Below are 21,450 nucleotides of genomic sequence, written 5' to 3' on the forward strand. Positions count from 1 at the left end.
ATCTTTTGCTACTTATATCACTTCAACATTAATTTTAACACACTAACCAATATTCCAGTAAAAGTTGCAATCTGTCCTAGCCAGAATATAAACATCCACTTTATGGTGTCCGCACGCCACTTGTGTATCTCTGTCCTTAACTTCTCTTCTGTGGCTTTTATCTCTCCTCTTACTTTTCCTTCTATTGCTTTTATTTCCCCTCTTAGCTTTTCTTCTGTTGCTTTTATCTCCCCTCTTATTTCTTCCATCTCCTTTCTTAGTCTTTCTTCAGTGGCCTTAAGTTCATCTTTAGTTACAAGCTCTTTTGTTAATTCATCTTTAAGCTCTGTCTTAATGATAACCTTTTGCTCTTTTGCCTTCTCTTCTATTGAATAAAGGCCTTTCTCTATTGCTTCTATCACCTTCTTCGCAAGTTCAGGGTCTGATATAACCGTCTCTACACTCTTTGTTATCTCATATGGAAGATAGCCATGCATAAAAATATCTCCTTAAATTACTTATAATTTTTATCCCCTGCTATATATCTCACTTCAACATTAATTTTAACACACTAATCAAAATTCCAGTAAAAGTAGCAATCTGTCCTAGCCAGAATATAAACATCCATTTTATGGTGTCCGCACGCCACTTGTGTATCTCTGTCCTTAACTTCTCTTCAGTGGCTTTTATCTCTCCTCTTATTTCTTGCATCTCCTTTCTTAGTGTTTCTTCAGTGGCTTTAAGTTCATGTTTAGTTACAAGCTCCTTTGTTAATTCATCTTTAAGCTCTGTCTTAATAATAACCTTTTGCTCTTTTGCCTTCTCCTCTATTGAATAAAGGCCTTTCTCTATTGTTTCTATCACCTTCTTCGCAAGTTCAGGGTCTGATATAACTGCCTCTACACTCTTTGTTATCTCATATGGGAGATAGCCATGCATATAAATATCTCCTTAAATTACTTCTAATCTTCTGCTACTTATATCACTTCAACATTAATTTTAACACACTAACCAATATTCCAGTAAAGGTAGCAATCTGACCCAGCCAGAATATAAACATCCACTTTATGGTGTCTGCACGCCACTTGTGTATCTCTGTCCTTAACTTCTCTTCTGTGGTTTTTATCTCTCCTTTTAATTTTCCTTCTATGGCTTTTATTTCTCCTCTTAGCTTTTCTTCTGTTGCTTTTATTTCCCCTCTTAATCTTTCTTCAGTGGCCTTAAGTTCATCTTTAGTTACAAGCTCCTTTGTTAATTCATCTTTAAGCTCTGTCTTAATAATAACCTTTTGCTCTTTTGCCTTCTCTTCTATTGAATAAAGGCCTTTCTCTATTGCTTCTATTACCTTTTTCGCAAGTTCAGGGTCTGAGATAACTGCCTCTACACTCTTTGTTATCTCATATGGAAGATAGCCATGCATTTAAATGTCTCCTTAAATTACTTCTAATCTTCCGCCAGGTGTTGTGATATCCTTCTATTCTAAGAGTGTGGGATTTGATTTTAATTTTTAACCTTACAGACTGTGGTTTGCAAGAAAATTCTTTTTATTTCATACTAAATTTAAGTGCTCTGTTTTTATCTGATCAACCAAATTCACTAAATTTTCTGCTTTTAGGTCTTCAAGTAAAAAGTATTTCCCAGAAAGCCATTTTGCTAATTCTTTTGCAAGGTCCATTTTGAGAAAATTGTTTTTTAGCTCACAATCTATAACCACACTATCTACATAGCTCAATTTCCCTATTTCACTACAAATCCTCTTAACCTCTAAAATGGGATCTTCTCCTGATTTTATAGCCTGATTTGCCTTTCCGTCTGATAAAACAATATGAATTATCCTTGTATCAGGATGTTTTAAATGAGACTTTTTGATCAGCTTATAAGCCTCTAAAAGACCAAGAGAAAGAGGCGTTTTTCCTCCAGTTGGAAGGTCCTTTAGCTTTTTGTACGCAAGATCTGAAGAAGATGTTGGAGGAAGAACAACTTCAGCTTGATTTTTTCTAAACATAATCATACTCACTTTGTCCCTTTTTTGATAACAGTCCATAAGAAGAGAAAGTATTGTGCCTTTTACTGCTTCCATCCTCTTTTGAACTCCCATAGAACCTGAACCATCAACAACAAAGCTCACAACATGGCTGATTTTTCTCTCTTTTTCTTTATAACGAAAGTCCTCTTTGTAAATAATGAGCTTGTTCTTTCTTCCCCTTAACACCTGAAATGGCGCAGCGCTTCTTATAGTGCCAAAAAGGTCAATATCTTTATCCTTAGAAAATATTACGCTTCTTAAAAACCTTCCTCCTTTAAGTCTGCTCTTACTTTTGGTTCGCCTTCCTGTTGTGCTTCTAATTGTTTTGTCCTTTTCAAAGATCATCCTTTTTACCTTAAAGACTTCTCCAACACCAAATATCTCTTCTTTTGAACTATAAGGAAAGCTCATCTCTGTCTGTGAAGATTCTTCACTGCTTTCTGATTTATCTTTTTCTTTTTGAGAAAAATTCTCTTTTTTGTGCTCTTTTCTTTCTCCAGATGGCTTTAAATCTTGACGATCTTCTTTATCTTCTTTTTTCTCTTCTTTCTGCTTTTCTTCAGAAACCTTTTGTTTTTCTATCTCTCTTTTTCTATGAAGCAAAACAAGATGAGAAACCTCATCTACATGATTTTCTTTTAAACTAAATTCTCCTTTAAACGCAGCATAGGCCAAAGAAACATAAAAAAGAAAGATCTCAGCCCTATGAGAAAACACAAACTCCTTTAAAACAGTCTCAGAGATTTTATCCCATATAAATTCTTCAACCCTCACCTTTTCCTTTAAAACTTTTAATCTTTCAATTTTTCTAATGGCACTTTCATACTTTTCTAAAAAAGAGTCTTCAAATTGGTAGTTGTTTTCGTAAAGCTTTAAGAGTTTTTGTTTATTACTTGGATCTTTTAAATCCTCAGTTACAGCGCACATTCCAAACCTATCCAAAAAATGAGGAGACAAAACACCTTCTTCTGGATTTAATGTTGCAACAAGATTAAAATTTTCTGCTTTTTCAAAAATAAGACTTAAATATTCATCTGGCAAAAGGTTTATATCGTCTATCAAAACAAAACCTTCTTTTGCCCTATCCAAAATCCCTTCTTCAAACACCCTTGAACCTTTTTCTATGGTCTTTTCTATGTTTATCCCACCTATGAGCGTCTCTTCTGTAACTCCGATTGGAATTTCCACAAAAGGAAGGTTTGAAATCTTTAAAATCTTTTTAAAACAATTAAGCATAAGGGATTTTCCTGTGCCTTTTTTCCCTATGATTAAAACACCACCACAAAGAGGTTCTATTAGATTTAAAAAAATCGCTAATTTAGGTGTTATATTTCCCAAAACCTCTGGAAAAATATCTTCAAAGGATTGATAGAAGTTCATAAAGTTTTTTCACCTCCATCTCTGGTTCTTCAAAAGGAAGCCTTTTTAGTCTGTGTCTTAAAGAAAAAAGCACCACCTTCTTTAAGTCCTCTTTTTCAACACTATCTTTTTTATTAAAAGCAGCATAAGCTTTAGCAGCTTTTAGAAGAACTATATCTCCTCTGTGTCCATCAAGGTTAAGCTGAGAAGTGAGATCAACAACTGTTTTATATATCTCCTCTGGAACTTTAACTTCTGATAAATTCTTTTTTGCCTGAACAATCCTTTGAGACAGATCTTCCTGTTCGTTTTTCCATTTCTTTAAAAATCCTTCTGGATCTGTATCAAACTCTATCTTTCTTTTGAGCACCTCTTTTCTGAGATTTTTGTCAGTGATAGCTCTAACCTGCACGCAAAGACCAAATCTATCTAAAAATTGTGGTCTAAGCTCTCCCTCTTCTGGATTCATAGAACCAACAAGTATGAATCTTGCTGGATGAAAAAATGATATCCCTTCCCTTTCAACCCTGTTTATTCCCATTGCAGCAGAATCAAGAAGAAGGTCAACAATGTGGTCTTCTAAAAGGTTTACCTCATCTATATAAAGAAAATTTCTATTAGCTTTTGCAAGAAGACCTGGTTCAAAATGCCTTTTTCCATAAGTTATGGCATATTCTACATCTATAGTCCCAACCACCCTGTCCTCAGTTACTCCTAGCGGAAGCTCAACAACCTCCATCTTCTTTTTTTCAACTTCTAAATTTTCTCCCTTCTCTTTTTTCTCCAAGCATTCCAAACAAAAAGGGCCATCAGGAGAACAATTAAACCGACATCCTTTTATGACCTCTATCTCAGGGAGAAGATCTGCAAGAGCCCTTACTGTTGTTGACTTTGCAGTGCCCTTTTCTCCCATAATAAGAACTCCGCCAATAGACGGATCTATCACATTGAGAATAAGACCAAGCTTCATTTCCTCCTGATCAACAACAGCACAAAAAGGAAAAATCATCTTAATGCCTCCTCCATTTTAGATTTCCAATATTCTACTTCTTCAGAGGTTACTACATTTATACTTCCGCCTTGAAATTCTCCTTTAACCTCATCCATGCTCTCTTCTATCCATCCTTCTATTTCCAAATAGAGCCTTTTAAGGGCTTTTTTAACATCTTCTGCAGGATCCCACAGCTCTCTTTCCCAAGCTTCTAAAAGCCTTCTTGTTATCTCTTCTAAAGCCCAAGGATTGTTTTGTTTAAAAAATTCTCTATTTTCTTCATTCATGACAAAAGTTCTTGCAATATCATCAAAGATCCAGTCATCTACTTCTTGGGTGGTTGCTTCCCATCCATAAACCCTACCAATTCTTTCAGATATATCTCCTGCACCTTTATAACCATGCCTTTTCATTCCCTCTATCCATTTAGGATTTAGAAGTTTGGTCCTCACCACCCTTCTTATCTCATCTGCCAAATCTCTTATTTCTATATTTTCAGGATCTCTGGTATCTCCATAATAGGCCTTTACCTCTTTTTTAGATAAATGTCTGGCAGCTGCAGTCATCCCTCCATGAGTTCCAAAATAACAGCAACAACCGAACAGATCGTATTCATCTGATACAACCTTATTGTAAGTAACATCCACGCTTTTTAATACTTCAGCAAACTCTTTGTGTCTGGCCTCTCCCCATATACCTTTACCATAAGCATACCCATTCCAATAAAGGAACACTTTTGCTAGGTCCTTTTCTTCTTTCCAAGCTGAAGCATAAACTGCTAACTGAGTTCCTGCCTGATAAGTTCCGGGCATAGAACAATAGATGCGAAGTGTGCCAGTTCTAAAATCTTTATTGGTTTTATCCATTATTTCTAATGCGTGTTTTTTAACAAAATTTGCCTCAGGTGGTTCATCAAGGCTCGCTACTTTTTGAATAGCCTCATCTATTAATTCTATACAATTGGGAAAATTGTCTCTGGTTATTCCTGAGACCCTTATGGTTACATCAATTCTTGGACGGCCGAGCTCTTTTAAAGGAATAACTTCAAAACCTTTTATTCTTCCATTACCAAACCATACTGGCCTTATACCTATTAGGTGCATGATTTGAGCCATTCCCTCACCATCAGCCCACATTATATCACTTGCCATCCAAAAAATAGCAACATTTTCAGGATAATGTCCTTGTTCATTTAGATGTTTTTCTATAAGTTTTTCTGCAAGTTTTTTTCCGATTTCATAAGCAGATTTAGTAGGAATCCTATAAGGATCAAGGCTGTAAAAGTTTCTTCCTGTAGGTAAAACATCATCTCTTCCGCGAGTGATAAGTCCAGAAGGACCAGCTGGGATGTAACCTCCGCTAAAGCCTTTTAACAGTGCTTCTATTTCCTTAGAATCTTCTATCCTTTGATTTAAATCCAGAATTTCTTCTTTTATTTTTTGCCACACAGGATCCTGCCAGTCTATTTTTTTAAGAATTTCTTTGATATTCAAATTTATCACCTCCTTGTTTTTCAAATTTTAATACTTCTTTTATCACCTCTTTTCCGATTTTATCTATCTGTTCAAGAATTGCTCCGTAAGATTTTTTAAATTTAGGATCAAATTTGTCTTGATTTTGTAAAAGATCTTTTAGGTCATAACCTAAAAGCTTGGCTATTTCTCTTCTTAAAGAAACCTCTTTTCCTGCATCATATCGCAAAATAGCATAGATAAAATCAGCCCTTCTCTCTCCTTTAGGAGGCCTTCCAAAGATGTGCATGCCGTCTTGAATTTGGGTGTTTCTAATTAAAGAAAATCTTTCGTGAACCTCTTTTACTACTTGGTCAAAAGAAATTTTATGAAGTTCTTCATGAGTCAATTCTGAGATAGCTACCTTTTTTCCCTGCCACTTAATTTTAATCTCCTTATCAAGGTTAGACTTTTTTAAAGACTGAAGAATTAAATGTTGAAGAGCGTGGAGTTTGGCTGGATCTTTAAGTTTGGTTTCTTCGTATTCTCCTATTAATCTCTCAAGTTCTTCTAGTTCATCATAAATTCCTGATCCAGTCATAACTGTTTGCATATGATCCACCAAAACCGCATAAGAGCGTCTTTTAGCAATGGTTCCTTCAGGAGGATTATCTGAGTTGTAAATGTAAAGATGTGGTATAGTATCAATTGATATATCAGGAAAACATGCAGAAGAAAGGGCTACACCTTTTCCTGGTAAAAATTCCAGATTTCCATGAGTTCCCACATGAACTACTGCATGGGCTTTAAACTCTTTGGATATCCATTTATAAGTAGCTATATATTGATGAGGAGGTGGAACATCTGGATCGTGCAGGATTTTGCACACCCTTCCATCGCATCTTGCTCCTGCACAACCTCTTTTGGGCTGCACATGCACTATTACATTTCCAAACCTAAGCCCTGTTATTACTATCTTTCCATCATATACCATGGCAGGAGGAATGCCTTCTTTCCACTCTCCAGGTGGATTTCCCCAGGCTTCACACATTCTCTTTTGAGTGCTTTCTGGAAGTTCAGAAAACCACTCTAAATACTTTTCCAAAGACACAAAATCTATAAGTCCTCCTTTTTCTACAATCTCTTCTACTGTTGTCCATCTGAATTCAGAAATGGCCTTTTTCTGCATAATCTTTTCAACAAGAGCCTTGCCTGATTCTGGAATATTTTCCACTTTATAGCCTGCTTTTTTCATCCTCTGCATAATTTGAACCACTGATTCAAGGCTATCCAGATGCGCAGCAGCTCCAACTGTGGCTTCAACAGATGCACAGGGATTGTTGTGTAGAACAAAAGCAATTCGTCTTTTTTCAGAAGGTATTTTTCTAAGCTCTATCCACCTCTCTATACGAGAGACCAATTTTTCTATTCTGTCAAAAATGGGCATCCTTTTTCTCTCATCAGCCTCTCCGTTTACTTGAGCAGAAATAATAATAGGTTCAATTGTCCCTTCAAATTCAGGAAGCGCTATAGACCATCCTATATCTAAATTAAGTTCCTCCTTTTTCCATTCTTCAATTGTCTTGTAATAAGAACTAACAGGAGAAAAACAGGGAACATTTAGTTTTTTAAGAATTTCAATACCATCAAAAGCTGTTTCTTTGCTGTCAAAGCTTTTCTCTCTAGATGTTCCTAAAAAGAAAGAAATAAGTTTGATAAAACCATCTATTCTTGGATTTCCTTTTTTGTCTAAAAACCATTCCAAAACTACCTCTCCTGAACCTTTGGTCCCCAAAGATTCGTCTTTAACAGAATAAGCAAAACCTGAAATCACTTTAAAATTTCTCTTTTCAAGCTCTTTTATCAAAGCATCTTCTAGTTCTGTATTCCCATTTATCCAGTAATGTCTTGAAAAAAGAATACCTATAGTGCCTTTGCTCTTCTTTTCTCCCCAATAGTTTTTATACCAAGACAGATACTCATCTACAGTTTTAAAGAGTTTTTCTGCCTTAGGATGATAAAGGGCTTCCCAAGGGATTTCCTCAGGTTCTTCATAGTCTATTTCCATGTTAAGGGTCTTTTTTAATAAAAATTTGAACATATTTATAAGATTTTTTTCTCCATTTATGACCAAATATTTGTATATTTTGCCTAAAATTTGTGTTGAAACATTAGATAAAAGCCAATAAGATGGATCGTGTCCAAGACAGATGACTTTGGCTTTGATCTCTTTTTGTTTTATTTTCTTTTCCAAAGTCTCCCAAATCGGTTCATTAGAACGATAAAGAAAAATAAGATCAGCTTTTTCTAAATCTTTTAAAACCTTTTCAAATCTTTCATAATCCAAATCTAATGCCCTTGCAGAATGAACCTCTATGTCTATCAAATCTTTTAAACTTTTAGATGCCTTATAAATCATATTATAGTAAGATTGCCATACCACAGCTATTATTCTCATTTTTATGCTCCCATTTGTTTGTTTTTTAAAAAGTCCAAAACAGGATACATCAAATTAAGACCATTATTTTGTATTATGTTGATCTTTATTCCATAGACCTCTTGTATGAGCTTTTCGTTAAGAATATGGTTAGGTTTTCCCTGTTCTATGATTCTACCATCTTTGATTATCACGATTTTGTCTGCAAAAAGGCTGGCAAAATTTGGATCGTGTATTGTAACAAGGGCAGTGATCTTATTTTTATAAGCAAGCTCTTTAATTTTTAAAAGCACTTTTATTTGATTTCTAAAATCTAGATGAGAAACAGGTTCATCAAGGAGCATAAATGGTGCAGATTGAGCCAAAGCCCTTGCAATAAGAACAAGCTGTCTTTCTCCCCCGCTTATTTTGTCATAAGATTTTTCTTTAAGATGATAAATCCCTAATGTTTGAAGGGCCTGTTTTGCCTTTTCATAATCTTTTAATCCAGGAGAAGAAAAAAAATTCACATAAGGAGCTCTGCCTATCAAAACAATATCAAACACAGAATAAGGAAAAGCAGGCTCATGCTCCTGAGGAACAATAGCAAAAATCTTAGCTCTTTCTAAATAGGAAAGTTTATCAATCTCTTTTCCATTTATGCAAATGCTTCCTTTATAAGGCTGCCAAATCCCTGCTATACACTTAAAGAGCGTGCTTTTTCCAGAACCATTTGGGCCAAGTATTGCTGTAACTTTTCCTAATTCTGCTGAAAATTCTATATCCTTTAAGGTATCCTCTTTTGAACCTTTGTGTCTAAAACACAATTTTTTTATCTCAAGCATATTCTATTTTCCCCATGCTTCTTTTCCGCCTTTTTTCATAAGGTATAAAAAGAAAGGTGCGCCAGTTAAAGCTGTAATAATCCCAACAGGGATGTCAAAACTTGTAATACTTCTTGATATAGTATCTGCTAAAATCATATAAGATGCACCAGTTGTTAAACTTAAAGGGAATAAAATTTTGTGATCAGGTCCTATCATCATTCTGACCAGATGAGGGACCATAAGCCCTACCCATCCTATAATTCCACAGACTGAGGTTGCTGTGGCTACAGCCAAAGTAGAAAAAACAATAAAAATTAACCTATCTCTTTTTACATTTACACCTAAAGATTTGGCCTCTTCTTCTGATAAACTTAAAACATTTAATCTCCAGCGCATCAAAAAAACAGGCAAAAGACCAATTGAAACACCTAAAAAGGCAATTTTAAAGATCCGCCAATCAGACAGACTAAAACTTCCCATAAGCCAAAAAACTATGGCCTGTAATTTATGAGGATCAACAAGAAATTTTACTATAGAGACCAAAGCTTGAAAAAATGCAGAAACAATTACTCCTGAAAGTATAAGGGGAAGACGAGAAATCTCTCCTTGAGATAAGGCAATTGTATAAGCTAATCCTACCGCTATAAGACCAAAAACAAATGCATTAAATTGAACAGACCAATCAGGAAAAAATCCAACTGTTATGGCACAACCAAAAGCAGCACCAGCAGAAATTCCAAGAATAAATGGGTCAACAAGGGGATTTCTAAAAATTCCCTGTAAGACCACTCCAGAACCAGAAAGACCTGCTCCTACTACTCCAGCAACTAGTATTCTTGGAAGTCTTATATCTATTATAATGGCTTTTTCAGCAATGTCTTTTAAATCAAAGATGTGAAAAGTTTCGTTTAAAAAGATTTTTACAATCATAAGAGGTGTTATCTCGTAAGGTCCTAAAAAAAGAGAAACCCCACTTATGATTAAAGGAGAAACAAAAAGAATTATAATTTTAATATTTTTCATGCTTTTTCATATAATAATAGGATATGCCAAAGACTTTACGATAAAACTCATCTGCAATTTTTTCAAAATCTATATCTTTAAAGTATTCTGGATAGGTCTTTGTGGCCATATAAAGGGCAACAAGGGCAACTCTTGGAGACCAGGTAGACCAGTGAGGAAGTTTATAGACCTGTCTGTTTTTTACTGCTTTAATGTATCTCCATTGTAAATTTTCAAAGAGCCAGTTTTCATTATAGCCTGCATTTCCCCAAATAAAAATTATATCGGGATTCCAGACCAAGATTTTTTCTACTGAAACCTCTACGTTTCTCTGTTTAATGGTAGCTGCAGGATTAATTCCTCCAATTAAGTTAAACAAATCATTAGTAATCCCAATAGCAGCAGAAATCCGAGTAGGTTTTCCTCCTAAATGGAGAATTTTCTTTCTTTTTTTAAGTGGAATACCATCAATCCTTCTTTTTATAAGATTAAAAATCTTTTCCATTTCCTTGAGTATCTCTTCAGCTCTTTTTTCTTTACCAAAAAGTTTACCGTGAATTTTTAAAACTTGATAAAATTCTGCTAAACTATCTGGATAGATAGTAAAGACTTTAAGTCCTTTAGACTCCAAGTAGTTGACTACCTGAGATGCATAAGTCCAGCTAATGATCAGATCAGGTTTAAGTTTAAAAATACTTTCTATGTTTAGATTTGTTCCTGTTCCAACACTCTGTTTCCTAAAATCAGGATTTAGCTCTATGAAAGCTCTATAAATATCACAATGGTTTTCAGCCCAACTTGAAACTCCTGCTACTTGATCCCAAATATGTAAAGCAGGAATAAGCTCATAACTTATAACAATTATAGCCCTTTTTATTGGAACATTCACAGTTATTCTTTTTCCCCTTTTATCAATAAAGGTATAAGGGGTAGCCAAAACTACCCCTGCCAAGAAAATAACTAAAATACATAAACTTAAAATTTTATAGAAAGTTCTGTAAACCATGAAGCCCCAGGTGCCTTGTAATAGTAGTAATAGTCTCTATCAAATACATTATCTCCAGAAACCGACAAGCTCATCCATTTATTAATTTGATAACTTGCCCTTATATTAACCACAAAGTATTCATCATAAGAACCATAAACACCTGATTTTTTATCCCTGTTTAAATCATCAGAATGCCATTTATCCATATATCTTCCAACAACATAAAAGGACCACTTTTTCCTCTTAAATTCTGTTCCAACATTTCCCATCCAAAGGGGAGTATAAGTAAGTCTTTTTCCTTCTGTTTCAGGTTTTGCCTCGTTTTCCTCTACTTTTGAATCTGTATAGGTGAAATTGGCAAAAAGTCTTAATCCAAAATCAAACTTTTGTTCAAGTCCAGCTTCAATTCCCTGAGTCTCTGCTTCTCCTACATTAATGTATTCTTGATAAGTATTGCTCACTGTTTTTCTGTAAATCAAATCATCAAAATAATTGTGAAAATAGGTTAAAGAAACTTTGGCACCTCTCCAAAGTTTTTGATCAATTCCAATATCATAAGCAACAAGGGTTTCAGGAGAAAGATTAGGATTTCCAGCATAGGTAGTTCCTGTCCAATTTGAGGTCCAGGTTCTGTAAAGGTCATAAACCGTGGGAGGCCTAAAGGCCTTTCCAACAGAACCCCTTAAAGTGGTTCCTTTAAAGGGTTTATAAACAAGGGCAAATTTAGGAGAAAAGGCAGATTCAGAGTTAGATTCATACTTTTTAGGATATCCAGCAGTTCCAACTTGATTAACATATCCATCCCATGTTTTCCACCAGTCCTGTCTAAATCCAATATAAGCTGTTAAATTATTTCTTAAAGCTATTTCATCTTGGAAATAAAAGGCAAAAGTTCTTGCTTTTCCCTTAGATTGATATTTTAAAGAAACTGTTGAATCTTCATCTTTCCAGTCACTTAAATATTTTTCTTTAGTATCAGCATATTCTCTTCTATAAAAACCTCCAAAAGTTAAAATTTGATTATAAAAAACAGGTAAGGTAAATTGTAAATCTGATGTAAAGACATGTTGAGGAGTATCAGAAACATATCCGCAATACTTAGGATTTGTTCCTGCAGCACAACCTGTGATCTTTGCTTTTGAACCAACACTTACATACCAATCTTCTTCAGTATCACGATAGGAAATGTTTAATTTGGTTTTGACTTTATCTAAAAATAAGGTTTCAAAATTTAATGCATAAGTATTTTGAGTCCTTCCACCATCTCCACTTAAGTAATATTTTTCTTTGGGATAATAAACAGGCTCACCTGTGGTGGTATTGTAAAGATAGGTATGAGGATTGTCATATTCGTATTCAGAACGATTTCTCATAAAAGTAAGCCTGAGTTTTGTATCTTTGTTAAATTCATATTGGAGTTTTGAGGTTATACCATCGTCCCACCACTTATTATCTCCTGTATCTCCTAATAAATATTTTGTTTTCCCATAACGGTCATGAGTTACTTCATATCCACTAATTCCCGTAGGTGGTGGACTTGATCTTGTTACAAATTTTGTAGGATATCCATTAGTATCATGCCTTCCATAGCTTACAAAAAGGCTGAATTTATTGGCTATTTTATCTCCATAGGAAAAATAAAACCGTTTTAAATCATCCATAGCATCTCCTCTGTCAAAACTTGATCCATATCCAGTTTTTAAAACCACTTCTCTTTTTTCAGGCATTTTGGTAATAAAATTAACCACTCCTCCCATGGCATATCCACCGTAAAGAGAAGAAAAAGGACCTTTAACAACTTCTATTTTTTCTAAATCTTCAGGAAAATAACCTCCAAAGGTAACTATTCCTGTATAAGGATCATTAAGAATTATATCGTCCATCATTATTAAAGTTCTTTGTTGTTTAGGCACACCTCTTAGAGTAATTCTGGATAAAGTATCCATAAGTCCTTTTCCTCTTTTTATCATAACCCCTGGAATGTCATTTAAGGCTTCATCAATGGTCTTAGGATTTTTAATTTCAATCTCTTTTTTTGTAATCACATTTACGCTTGCAGGAGCCGCTTCAACTTCTTTTTCTGTTCTTGTTGCAGTAACCACAATCTCTGGTAGTTTTTTGACTTTTTTCACTTCTTTTTTTTCTTGAGAAAAAACAGACTTACTAAACACCAAAATCGTCATAAGCCATGAAAACACTAAGGTTATAAAATACTTTTTTATCATAACAGTCTCCTTTTTGTGATTTTTTGATTTTTTTTATGCGTGAAATTTGAACAAAATTTTAGATGTTGTCAATATTAATATTAAAAAATAAAAATTTTTTATTAGATGACCTTATTAAAAAAATGGTAATATTTAATAAGATTACATGAATGGCTTAAAAAGGCTAATTTTGCTGATATGTATGAAAGAAAGAAATTATGTATTGTATAACATCAGTTTTATTATCTTTATGTTGTAAGAAGTAGCTAAAAAAAGGTGCTACTATGATTCCTACGGGAATTTCCCTTAAGCCACGGAAAGTTCTGCTAAGAAAAGCGCGTCAGCAGAATAAATTTGTGCGGAAATTCTTGGTAAGTTAAAAAATGGGGACGGGCGAATAATGAGTAACCTCCAAAGAAAAGGAACAACATCTACCCCCCACCTTGAGATGAAAATTTTTATTCTCCTCACTCTATAATACCTTGCTCTTACAATTCAAGTTGTTTTAATTTCTCCTCAAATTCCTGTATGGACTCTACTCTAATAGCCAGTTTAAGCAGGTTTTTTAAAACATCTCTGTTGCCCACACCTCTGACAGGACTTTCAGAGATAAGTGATAGTTTAGTGTTTTTTATTCAATAATTATAGCATGTTATTGTTCTATAGGTTGTAGAACCCAATTGTCATCTATGTAGTATCCAAAGGCTTTGAGCACGTCTTTTTGAAATTGTGTAGGTTCTGCAAGTTGCCAACGGGGCTTCTTAATCCCGGGCTCCCATACAATTAAAGAATCTAGGGTTCGCATCTCTTCTATTATCTTTTCTGCTGTCACCTGTCCTAGATATGGTTCTACCTTGAGTTCTAAAAGACGTTTCATGGTGAGGGCAATTACACAGGTGAGAAGATGACACCGTACCTTGTTGTCTGTCCAATGGTATATAGGTTGAACTGATATTGAGGATTTCGTATCTCGAAATTCCTTCTCTATAATCCAACGGTCAAGCGAGGCCTGGACTATTTCTTCTGTACTCCAGTTAATATTATCAGTAACTATTATTTGACGACCAAACTTTGATTCTGTTTTCTTGATCTCATATTGATTTTTTCTGAAGGATATGGATTTTTTATCTGATGTGAGTTCAAGATGGTAATATTGAGTGCCTATATGAAGTTTCTTGCACAGTTTTATATAACGATCCTTAATAATTTTGAAGTCTTTCCAATGAGGTTTCTGCTCACGATATTTCTGCCGAAATTTTAGAAGTGCCTGGCGCACTTTTTCCAGTTTAATCCTAAATGTGTGAAGCTTCTTTCGGTGTGTGCGAGGATTATAGTTATCCGCACAACTTCATATAATATGGGGTGCCCTTTAAAAATTTTTCTATCCAGCTTTTAGCAAAACTTATTTTTTTACATAACCTATTCCATGCTTCTGATATAACCTCCTTCATCTCTTTTATATCTTTTACAAAAACTAATGAAAGCACTCTTTTTATACTTTTCCAGATATACTCAATAGGATTTAGCTCTGGTGAATAAGGGGGAAGATAGACTAGATAAATATCTAACTCAGATGCCTTTTCTCTTACTACTTTACTCTTATGGGATGAAAAATTATCTATTATTGCCACTATCGCTTTATATCTCTTATTCACTTCTCTTATCTTTTCTAAAAACTTAGCTATTGATAAACCTTTTGAATCTTCTAAAAATGATTTTACACTTTCTCCTTTTATAGCATAAAAACCTATTGTGTTTGTCTTGAACTTTGTTGTATTTTTTATAATTCTTGTCTTCTCAAAACTCCATACCCTTACTGTATTGGCGGTGTTCTGCGGACTCGTTTCATCTATAAAACCTATTGCTATCTCCTCTTCTTTAAATCCTTTCTCCTTTAACAAAGAAAAAGTAAGTTGAAGTTGATTCTCTAATATCGTCTCTGCATCTTTTGGTTTCCTATAATCTACTGGATATGGTTTGGAAAAATGCATCTTAAGTTTATCTCTCAATATCCTTACTACATGGTCTTGTGAGTATTCTATATCAAAAGTATCTTTTATCAATGCCCTTACTTCTTTTGTAGTCCAATAAGCTCTCTTTTTAAGTAATTCCTTAAGCTTTTTTAAATCTTCCTCTGATAGCCTACTTGGCCTTCCTCCCCCTTTTCCTCTTCCTTTACCTTTTATCCCTTTATAACCCTCTTGGTTCCATTCCCTTATCCATAAGTATCCTGTCGATTGGGCTATCCCACAACCGCTACACGCCTTTTCAAAATCTATCCCTTCTCTTATAAGATTTAGAAAAATAAGTTTTACCAAAATATTGTCTTTCTTCTCACCCTTTAATTTTTCCTTTAGCTCTTCTGCATTTTTAACCTTAATACGTTCCCCTTTCATAAATATTCATTATATCAAATCGTTCCTATTATATCAAGTTCTGAAGGATACTATAAAAGTGACAACAACTACTCGCTCTTTGCCCCAAAGTTCAACTCTAGTACGATATGCAAGCAACAAATCCTCGGTTTGGTTCTTCTCCTTTAACCTAACATTATGCTCTATATTTAATGGCTTAAAATATTTTAAATCCTTTTTTGCAAGGTCCTCGGCAAAATAGGTAGAATAGGAAGTAATAAAATGTATCTGAGGATGGTTACCAATAAAGGCAATATTATCTTCACTGTTCATCCCTTTATCAAATACAACGGTCATGTGTGTATTTTCCTGATTAAATTCGCAAAGGACCCCAAACATCTCATCTATAATGCTGTTAAAGACTTTTGAATCATGCTCATTTCCTTTATATTCTCGGTAGAGTAAAGGTAATTTAGTGTCCGAATCTACAACAAGAGCAAGACCTATTTGGCGAAGGTGATGTTTGCTGTCCTTGTTGTGGCCACGTTCAAATAACTCTGACTTTGTGCTTGAGGCCATGTAGCTGTAATAATTGGTTGTGTCAAATAGTAAGCATTTTGGTGACCTTTTTTTGGTAGCCCAAACTTTTTCAAAAAAGGCCCTTTGAATAGCATCTATCTGTTGTGGGGAAACCCTATTCCATTTTTCCCAGTACTTGGCAGAAGTAAGGTCTGAAATACAAATTTTGCGAATAGAACTTATGGCGGTTTTTCTGTACCATTGGCCAATAGCATTTTTGCTTTTAGGCTCTATCAAACGATTAGCCCAGGCATAAAAAAAATATTCTCCTACAGATGGGCCTTTTTCACGAGGATTTGGTTTGACAATAGAGTCAACAATGCCAATGGTGTTAATGATATTTTCTAACTCATTAACGATGAACACTGATCCAAATTCCTCACTTTGGATCCTCAGAGGCACACCAGATGATTCAGTTTTTTTGAGTCTTTTAAGAATACTATCAGGTGTGCCGAGGTACTTTTGCCATTTTACTTTAACCTTTTTACCTTCTCTGACAGTTTCTCTCAAATACCAATAGGTTCTACCTTTAATTTTCTTTTTGTATAAATGTGCCATAAAGATACTGTAATAAATAGGTTCTACAATTGCAAGAAAAAAATTAGATTTTTCTTGAAAAAACTAGAAAAAATAATGAAAGATTAATAAAATATGATAGGTTCTACTTAAAGAAGTGCTCCAATTCCTTAATTGATGCGAGTTTTAGCAAAACTTTCTAAATTAACTCTGAAACTCCTGTCTGAGAAGCTGCAAAGCAGTAAATCTTTGTAGAGTGCTTTTGTGCTCAAAAAGCAAATAAATAAATCCATCTCTGGAACTTATCTGAACTTCATAGAGTAAATCAGAAAAATGTTTTTTTAAATCTTCATCCACAAAGGAGTCTTTGACAATGGCAAGAGAATTAAAATCAATTAATTTGCAGATATTTTGAGGCAGATAATTTTTTAAGAAATCCTCTGCCTGCTCTTTGTGCGAGAAGATCTCCTTCACAAATGCGTCATGGGGATTTTGAATATACTTTTTGTCCAGAAATTTTTTGATAAAACACAGAAATTTTTTGATAAAACACCTTTTAAAGGATAGCAAGGGGAATTTTGTTTTCTCCTTCAAATTTATTTTAATTAGTTGTTAATTTTCCAAAACAATAGAAAAAACTGCAGATATTATGCCAACACTTAATGAAAAGGGAGCAGTATACCTTTCTTTGTCTTATAAGGAACAGGTAAAAAAAAGGTGCCTCTATGATTCCTACTGGAATTTCGCTTAAACCAAATAAAGTTCTGCTGAGAAAAGCGCGTTAACAAAATGAATTGAAAAGGTGTCAGCCAAAGAACTTCTATTTTTCTTGAGTCCTTCTTAAAACCCTATATATTATATCATAATAAAATAAAAAATTAAGATCTAAAAAATAATTTTAGTGTTATTTTTTTCATAAATTTATACTTGACATGACAATATATTTATCATTAGATAATACGTAAGATATATCTTTTCAGATTGGGTAAACAGATAGAAATGACCGATTTTGTTTCTATCCAGACATGTCTGGATAGCTGGTAGGAGAACTACTTAAATTTATTGCAGGAGGATCCAAATGAAAAAGCTAATAACACTATTATTTATAACCTAAAATCTGCAATTACAGTTCAATCGTAAGCAACTGATTGTTCTGGACAGAGATACCTAGATATGGAGCTGTTATGTTAAAGGATATGTCTCCCTCATTGTGACTTGGAAGGCTTTTTCAGGTAGAAGCTGCGGTCAGTGGCACTCTTTACGGGTGTGTAAAGGCACACCACTGCACATGGACTTACGCAAAATCCTATTTTGGAGGATACTCTCAAAAAAAGATTAAGCAAATTGTAATGACCGGATGGAATTTTCTATCTTTATCCAACGTTCTTTGAAAAAATAATCCCTCGATAATCGAAGGAACCATTGTCGTCCCGCATGCATCAGCCGAGCTGGAACATGGATTAGAAACATGCGGATTGTGTTGGGCTCTTCTCTAAAACCATCTTCATCGTTGAGCCACATCATCCAAACCAGTAGATTGTAAGCCAGAATACAGGTCTGGAATATGGCGGAGTTGGCCCAAAAATCCTGTGTCAAAATGCTTCCAGAGGCCATCTGTCCCTTACACCACTCAATCCAGTTTTCACTGGCCCCCCGTTGGCAATAATACCTGTGGACGTCCCAGGGACTCAGGTTCATATTTGTTACATAACAAAAATAATCATACTCAGTCTTTGTAACGCTGAAAAAAAAGCAACTAAATTTGCTCTCTATTACTTGACGTACGGCCACAAACCGGCGGGGGTGCTTCCACCTTTCACATTTGTATGTGAATTCGGTCTTCTCATAGCCAGGTCTATTTTTAACCTTGTGCCATTTCTGAGTTTCTAAAAGCTGAGTGAGTCCTCGCATCTTAACCTTGATTAAGTACAAAGCATGAGCCTCTTCTAAGTAGTCTAAAAGTTCTCCATTAAAAAAGGCGGAATCTGCACGTACAATAATTTTCCAGACTCTCCTTGGAAGCTTGGCAAAGCACTCTTGCATAAACTCTACACAACCATTGGCTGAATAAGCATCTCCGGCTCTAAACCAGTTGTGAAGACATTCCCGCGTCTCAGCAATAAAGCAAAGTAGCGGATGATATCCCCTTTGTCCTGGCTTCTTGGGGTTGTAACCCTTCTCGGCACCTTCCTGTTTCCCATACACCCCACGCACTGTAGAGTCCAAATCTAAAGTGATGCGGCTAAACCATTTTTTACCCCAAACCTTTTTGCGCACTTTTGTTTCTACATCGGAGAGCTCATTGCAATGTCGGGGATTAAACAACTTAAAAACCCGATTTATGGTAGTATAGTCAGGAAACCTTTCCCATTTAAAAAGCGACCTCAATGCTAAATCAGATTTTAGGATAAATACATGGCTCATATGCTTAGCCCCGGCTAACACTGCCATCATCAAAATCATGATAATGTCGGAAACCTTATACTGTGCGGTAGCTCCCCGCTTAATAGTAATGTGTTGCTCAAGCATCTTGGGAAGCTTCAGTTTGTCAGCAAACAGGCCCAGCAATACCAGTCCGGCGTTGCCCGTAAGATTTTTTTCAGTGAACTTAACATGGAATCTACGCATAGAATCAGTGCCTCCTTCATACTTCCTATTTGAAACACTTTATACCATTAATTCACTATATTGTCAAGCTAAACATTATCTTATGATGCAAATTTTAGGTTTATAATGAACTTTCTGTTTTATCCAGTTGCTGGGATTGCTCAGGAAAAGAAAAAAGGATTTGAGTTAAAAGAGATCATAGTTACTGCAACAAGACATAAAACTCCTGTTGAACATGTCCCCGCCAGTGTAACAATAATAACAAGAGACCAGATCAAAGCCTCAAGTGGAATGAGGTTAGATGACATTCTTAGAAGATGTGCTGGAATTGACATCAGACGCCCTTCTGGTTTCTTAAGCCACAGTGCTACTGTTTCCATGCGCGGAATGGGTGATATGCCAGGACGCACTCTTGTGCTACTGGATGGTATTCCCATGAACAAAGCAGATACAGGCTCAGTAAACTGGGATCTTTTTGGAATGGAAGACATAGAAAGGGTTGAGATTGTAAGAGGACCTGCTTCTGCTCTCTACGGGTCAAGTGCAATGGGAGGAGTAATCAACATTATTACCCGAAGGCCTGAGCATAAACCAATTAGGTTGGATGTTAGAGGTAGCTATGGAAATTGGGATACTTGGAATGCAGGCACTACTGTCTCAGGGACCTTTAATAAATTTGGTTATTATCTTAGTTATGACCACTTAGACAGTAATGGTTACAATCCCACTCCATCTGAAGAGCGCACCCCTTATGATATAAAAAGATATCTTGAGGAAGATCATTTCTGGACCAAGTTTACCTATAAACTTACGGATACCTCTTCTGTGTCTATTGGATATCTTCACTTTGAAGATGAAAGAGGAGAAGGAGAAAAATATCGTCATCCTGATGGTGTGTATAGAAGTTGGGATACTGATTCAGGAAATTTGGCTTTTAAATTTTTACTTGGAAGATCTGAATGGTTAATTAGGGGATTTTATAATGAAGAAGACTACTTCTGGAACAGGGAGCGCTTTAGAAGAGGCCGTTATACATGGTATAAAGTAGATGTCGAAAGGATTGATTCAGGAGCTACTATCCAAACCACCTTTCCTATTATCAATTGGATTATTTTGACCTCAGGATTTGACTATAAATATGGGAGTGTGGACGGAAAAGACGGTTATATCTTAGAGAGAAACAGACCCAGTAATAAAAAAGTTCTAAACGAAGGTAAGCAATACTCCCTTTCTCCTTTTATAAACACTGATCTTCAAGTAAGCAGACACTTAAGCTGTTCCTTAGGTCTTAGATATGACTATGTTAAGAGCTACGATGGCTCTTTTTATGATTCTTCAGGATTTTTGAAAAGCCAAGATTATGACAGCAAAACATGGGATGAAATAAGCCCAAAAGTAGCTTTGCTTTATAGAATAAACAGCTCAACATCTTTAAGGGCTTCTGTAGGTAAGGCCTTTAGGGCCCCTATCTTAGATGACCTTTATAGAAGCGGAATTTTTAGAGGCAGAATCTATACACCTAATCCTAAGCTTGGACCTGAAAAGCTTATAACATATGAGCTTGGTATCAAGCACTATTTTACAAAGAACTTATCTGTAGAACTTTCAGGATATTATACAGATGCAGATGACTTCTTTTATCCTATAAGAATAGGTATTGATCCTAACACTGGCCGCGATCTTTATCAAAGACAAAATGTAGGAGAGGTAGATATCTACGGAATAGAGTTTCAGACAGACTTTCGTATCAACTCATATCTTAGCAGTTTTGGTAATGTAACCTGGAATGAATCAGAGATTGATGAGTTTGATCCAAATCCGGATTTAGAAAAAAATGAACTTGAATACACACCTAATGTTAAAGCCAATATTGGCCTTTTATTTTCTCATCCCAAGATCTGTCAGGCACAGATTGTAGGAAGATATGTTGGAGAGATGTATAGCAATCCTGAAAATACAGAAGAACTTGATGATCATTTTGTGGTAGACTTAAAGATTTCAAGGAAATTCTATAATCATGTAACCCTTTACCTTAACATAATGAATCTCTTTGACGAAGATTATGAAGAATATCCAGACAGTGAGGCACCAGGATTTTTTGTTATGGGAGGAATCAGGCTTAAATTTTAAGTGGCCAAAAAAAGGAGGGGA

The 21,450-nt window shown here is 35.1% G+C and carries 16 protein-coding genes and 1 pseudogene; 1 reads left to right on the forward strand and 16 read right to left on the reverse strand.

Going from position 1 to position 21,450, the window contains the following annotated elements:
* Positions 1-17: 17 nt before the first annotated feature.
* From ACYQ1E_RS15870 to ACYQ1E_RS15945, 16 genes and pseudogenes are all read right to left on the reverse strand, one after another.
* Complete coding sequence (locus ACYQ1E_RS15870; protein ID WP_459881589.1) at positions 18-476, reverse strand: zinc ribbon domain-containing protein; 459 nt, start codon at positions 474-476, stop codon at positions 18-20.
* A gap of 49 nt (positions 477-525) precedes the next feature.
* Positions 526-918, reverse strand: coding sequence for a hypothetical protein (locus ACYQ1E_RS15875; RefSeq protein ID WP_459881592.1), 393 nt, complete (start codon positions 916-918; stop codon positions 526-528).
* A 43-nt stretch (positions 919-961) separates the two neighbouring features.
* Entirely contained in the window at positions 962-1,399 is a 438-nt protein-coding gene (locus ACYQ1E_RS15880; protein ID WP_459881595.1) for a hypothetical protein, read from the reverse strand.
* A 129-nt stretch (positions 1,400-1,528) separates the two neighbouring features.
* On the reverse strand, positions 1,529-3,385 hold the full coding sequence (locus ACYQ1E_RS15885; RefSeq protein WP_459881598.1) for a VWA domain-containing protein: 1,857 nt from the start codon (positions 3,383-3,385) through the stop codon (positions 1,529-1,531).
* Positions 3,363-4,373 (reverse strand): magnesium chelatase ATPase subunit I, encoded by a 1,011-nt coding sequence (locus ACYQ1E_RS15890; protein ID WP_459881603.1) that lies wholly within the window; start codon positions 4,371-4,373, stop codon positions 3,363-3,365. Before ACYQ1E_RS15890 ends, ACYQ1E_RS15885 begins: the two co-directional genes overlap by 23 nt.
* A complete protein-coding gene (locus ACYQ1E_RS15895) occupies positions 4,370-5,848 on the reverse strand; it encodes a cobaltochelatase subunit CobN (protein ID WP_459881606.1) in 1,479 nt (492 codons plus the stop codon). Before ACYQ1E_RS15895 ends, ACYQ1E_RS15890 begins: the two co-directional genes overlap by 4 nt.
* Entirely contained in the window at positions 5,826-8,264 is a 2,439-nt protein-coding gene (locus ACYQ1E_RS15900; protein WP_459881609.1) for a cobaltochelatase subunit CobN, read from the reverse strand. Before ACYQ1E_RS15900 ends, ACYQ1E_RS15895 begins: the two co-directional genes overlap by 23 nt.
* Before the next feature lie 2 nt (positions 8,265-8,266).
* On the reverse strand, positions 8,267-9,067 hold the full coding sequence (locus ACYQ1E_RS15905; RefSeq protein WP_459881611.1) for an ABC transporter ATP-binding protein: 801 nt from the start codon (positions 9,065-9,067) through the stop codon (positions 8,267-8,269).
* Between the two features lie 3 nt (positions 9,068-9,070).
* A complete protein-coding gene (locus ACYQ1E_RS15910; RefSeq protein ID WP_459881614.1) occupies positions 9,071-10,072 on the reverse strand; it encodes a FecCD family ABC transporter permease in 1,002 nt (333 codons plus the stop codon).
* The gene (locus ACYQ1E_RS15915; RefSeq protein WP_459881617.1) at positions 10,059-10,988 is read right to left on the reverse strand and encodes an ABC transporter substrate-binding protein; all 930 of its coding nucleotides are present in this window, start codon (positions 10,986-10,988) and stop codon (positions 10,059-10,061) included. Before ACYQ1E_RS15915 ends, ACYQ1E_RS15910 begins: the two co-directional genes overlap by 14 nt.
* 38 nt (positions 10,989-11,026) lie before the next feature.
* On the reverse strand, positions 11,027-13,264 hold the full coding sequence (locus ACYQ1E_RS15920) for a TonB-dependent receptor (RefSeq protein WP_459881620.1): 2,238 nt from the start codon (positions 13,262-13,264) through the stop codon (positions 11,027-11,029).
* 631 nt (positions 13,265-13,895) lie between these two features.
* A pseudogene (locus ACYQ1E_RS15925) lies at positions 13,896-14,564 on the reverse strand (IS1634 family transposase); the annotation flags it as partial.
* 13 nt (positions 14,565-14,577) lie between these two features.
* The gene (locus ACYQ1E_RS15930; RefSeq protein ID WP_459874998.1) at positions 14,578-15,639 is read right to left on the reverse strand and encodes an IS630 family transposase; all 1,062 of its coding nucleotides are present in this window, start codon (positions 15,637-15,639) and stop codon (positions 14,578-14,580) included.
* A 33-nt stretch (positions 15,640-15,672) separates the two neighbouring features.
* Entirely contained in the window at positions 15,673-16,734 is a 1,062-nt protein-coding gene (locus ACYQ1E_RS15935) for an IS1634 family transposase (protein WP_459881623.1), read from the reverse strand.
* A 162-nt stretch (positions 16,735-16,896) separates the two neighbouring features.
* Entirely contained in the window at positions 16,897-17,262 is a 366-nt protein-coding gene (locus tag ACYQ1E_RS15940; RefSeq protein ID WP_459881626.1) for an Rpn family recombination-promoting nuclease/putative transposase, read from the reverse strand.
* Positions 17,263-18,027: 765 nt separating this feature from the next.
* Positions 18,028-19,320: an IS1380 family transposase gene (locus tag ACYQ1E_RS15945; protein WP_459874960.1), complete on the reverse strand. Its 1,293-nt coding sequence runs from the start codon at positions 19,318-19,320 to the stop codon at positions 18,028-18,030.
* 105 nt (positions 19,321-19,425) lie between these two features.
* Between ACYQ1E_RS15945 and ACYQ1E_RS15950 the strand changes: the two genes are divergently transcribed.
* On the forward strand, positions 19,426-21,429 hold the full coding sequence (locus ACYQ1E_RS15950) for a TonB-dependent receptor (protein WP_459881628.1): 2,004 nt from the start codon (positions 19,426-19,428) through the stop codon (positions 21,427-21,429).
* The last annotated feature ends 21 nt before the right edge of the window (positions 21,430-21,450 follow it).

The sequence above is a fragment of the Desulfothermus naphthae genome (assembly GCF_054657475.1).

Excerpts from the sequence above, each read along its gene's own strand:
- ACYQ1E_RS15890 (WP_459881603.1), bottom strand. The coding sequence starts at position 4,373 with ATGATTTTTCCTTTTTGTGCTGTTGTTGATCAGGAGGAAATGAAGCTT.
- ACYQ1E_RS15875 (WP_459881592.1), bottom strand. The coding sequence starts at position 918 with ATGCATGGCTATCTCCCATATGAGATAACAAAGAGTGTAGAGGCAGTT.
- ACYQ1E_RS15950 (WP_459881628.1), top strand. The coding sequence starts at position 19,426 with ATGAACTTTCTGTTTTATCCAGTTGCTGGGATTGCTCAGGAAAAGAAA.
- ACYQ1E_RS15905 (WP_459881611.1), bottom strand. The coding sequence starts at position 9,067 with ATGCTTGAGATAAAAAAATTGTGTTTTAGACACAAAGGTTCAAAAGAG.
- ACYQ1E_RS15920 (WP_459881620.1), bottom strand. The coding sequence starts at position 13,264 with ATGATAAAAAAGTATTTTATAACCTTAGTGTTTTCATGGCTTATGACG.
- ACYQ1E_RS15880 (WP_459881595.1), bottom strand. The coding sequence starts at position 1,399 with ATGCATGGCTATCTTCCATATGAGATAACAAAGAGTGTAGAGGCAGTT.
- ACYQ1E_RS15910 (WP_459881614.1), bottom strand. The coding sequence starts at position 10,072 with ATGAAAAATATTAAAATTATAATTCTTTTTGTTTCTCCTTTAATCATA.
- ACYQ1E_RS15935 (WP_459881623.1), bottom strand. The coding sequence starts at position 16,734 with ATGGCACATTTATACAAAAAGAAAATTAAAGGTAGAACCTATTGGTAT.
- ACYQ1E_RS15870 (WP_459881589.1), bottom strand. The coding sequence starts at position 476 with ATGCATGGCTATCTTCCATATGAGATAACAAAGAGTGTAGAGACGGTT.
- ACYQ1E_RS15930 (WP_459874998.1), bottom strand. The coding sequence starts at position 15,639 with ATGAAAGGGGAACGTATTAAGGTTAAAAATGCAGAAGAGCTAAAGGAA.
- ACYQ1E_RS15900 (WP_459881609.1), bottom strand. The coding sequence starts at position 8,264 with ATGAGAATAATAGCTGTGGTATGGCAATCTTACTATAATATGATTTAT.
- ACYQ1E_RS15945 (WP_459874960.1), bottom strand. The coding sequence starts at position 19,320 with ATGCGTAGATTCCATGTTAAGTTCACTGAAAAAAATCTTACGGGCAAC.
- ACYQ1E_RS15885 (WP_459881598.1), bottom strand. The coding sequence starts at position 3,385 with ATGAACTTCTATCAATCCTTTGAAGATATTTTTCCAGAGGTTTTGGGA.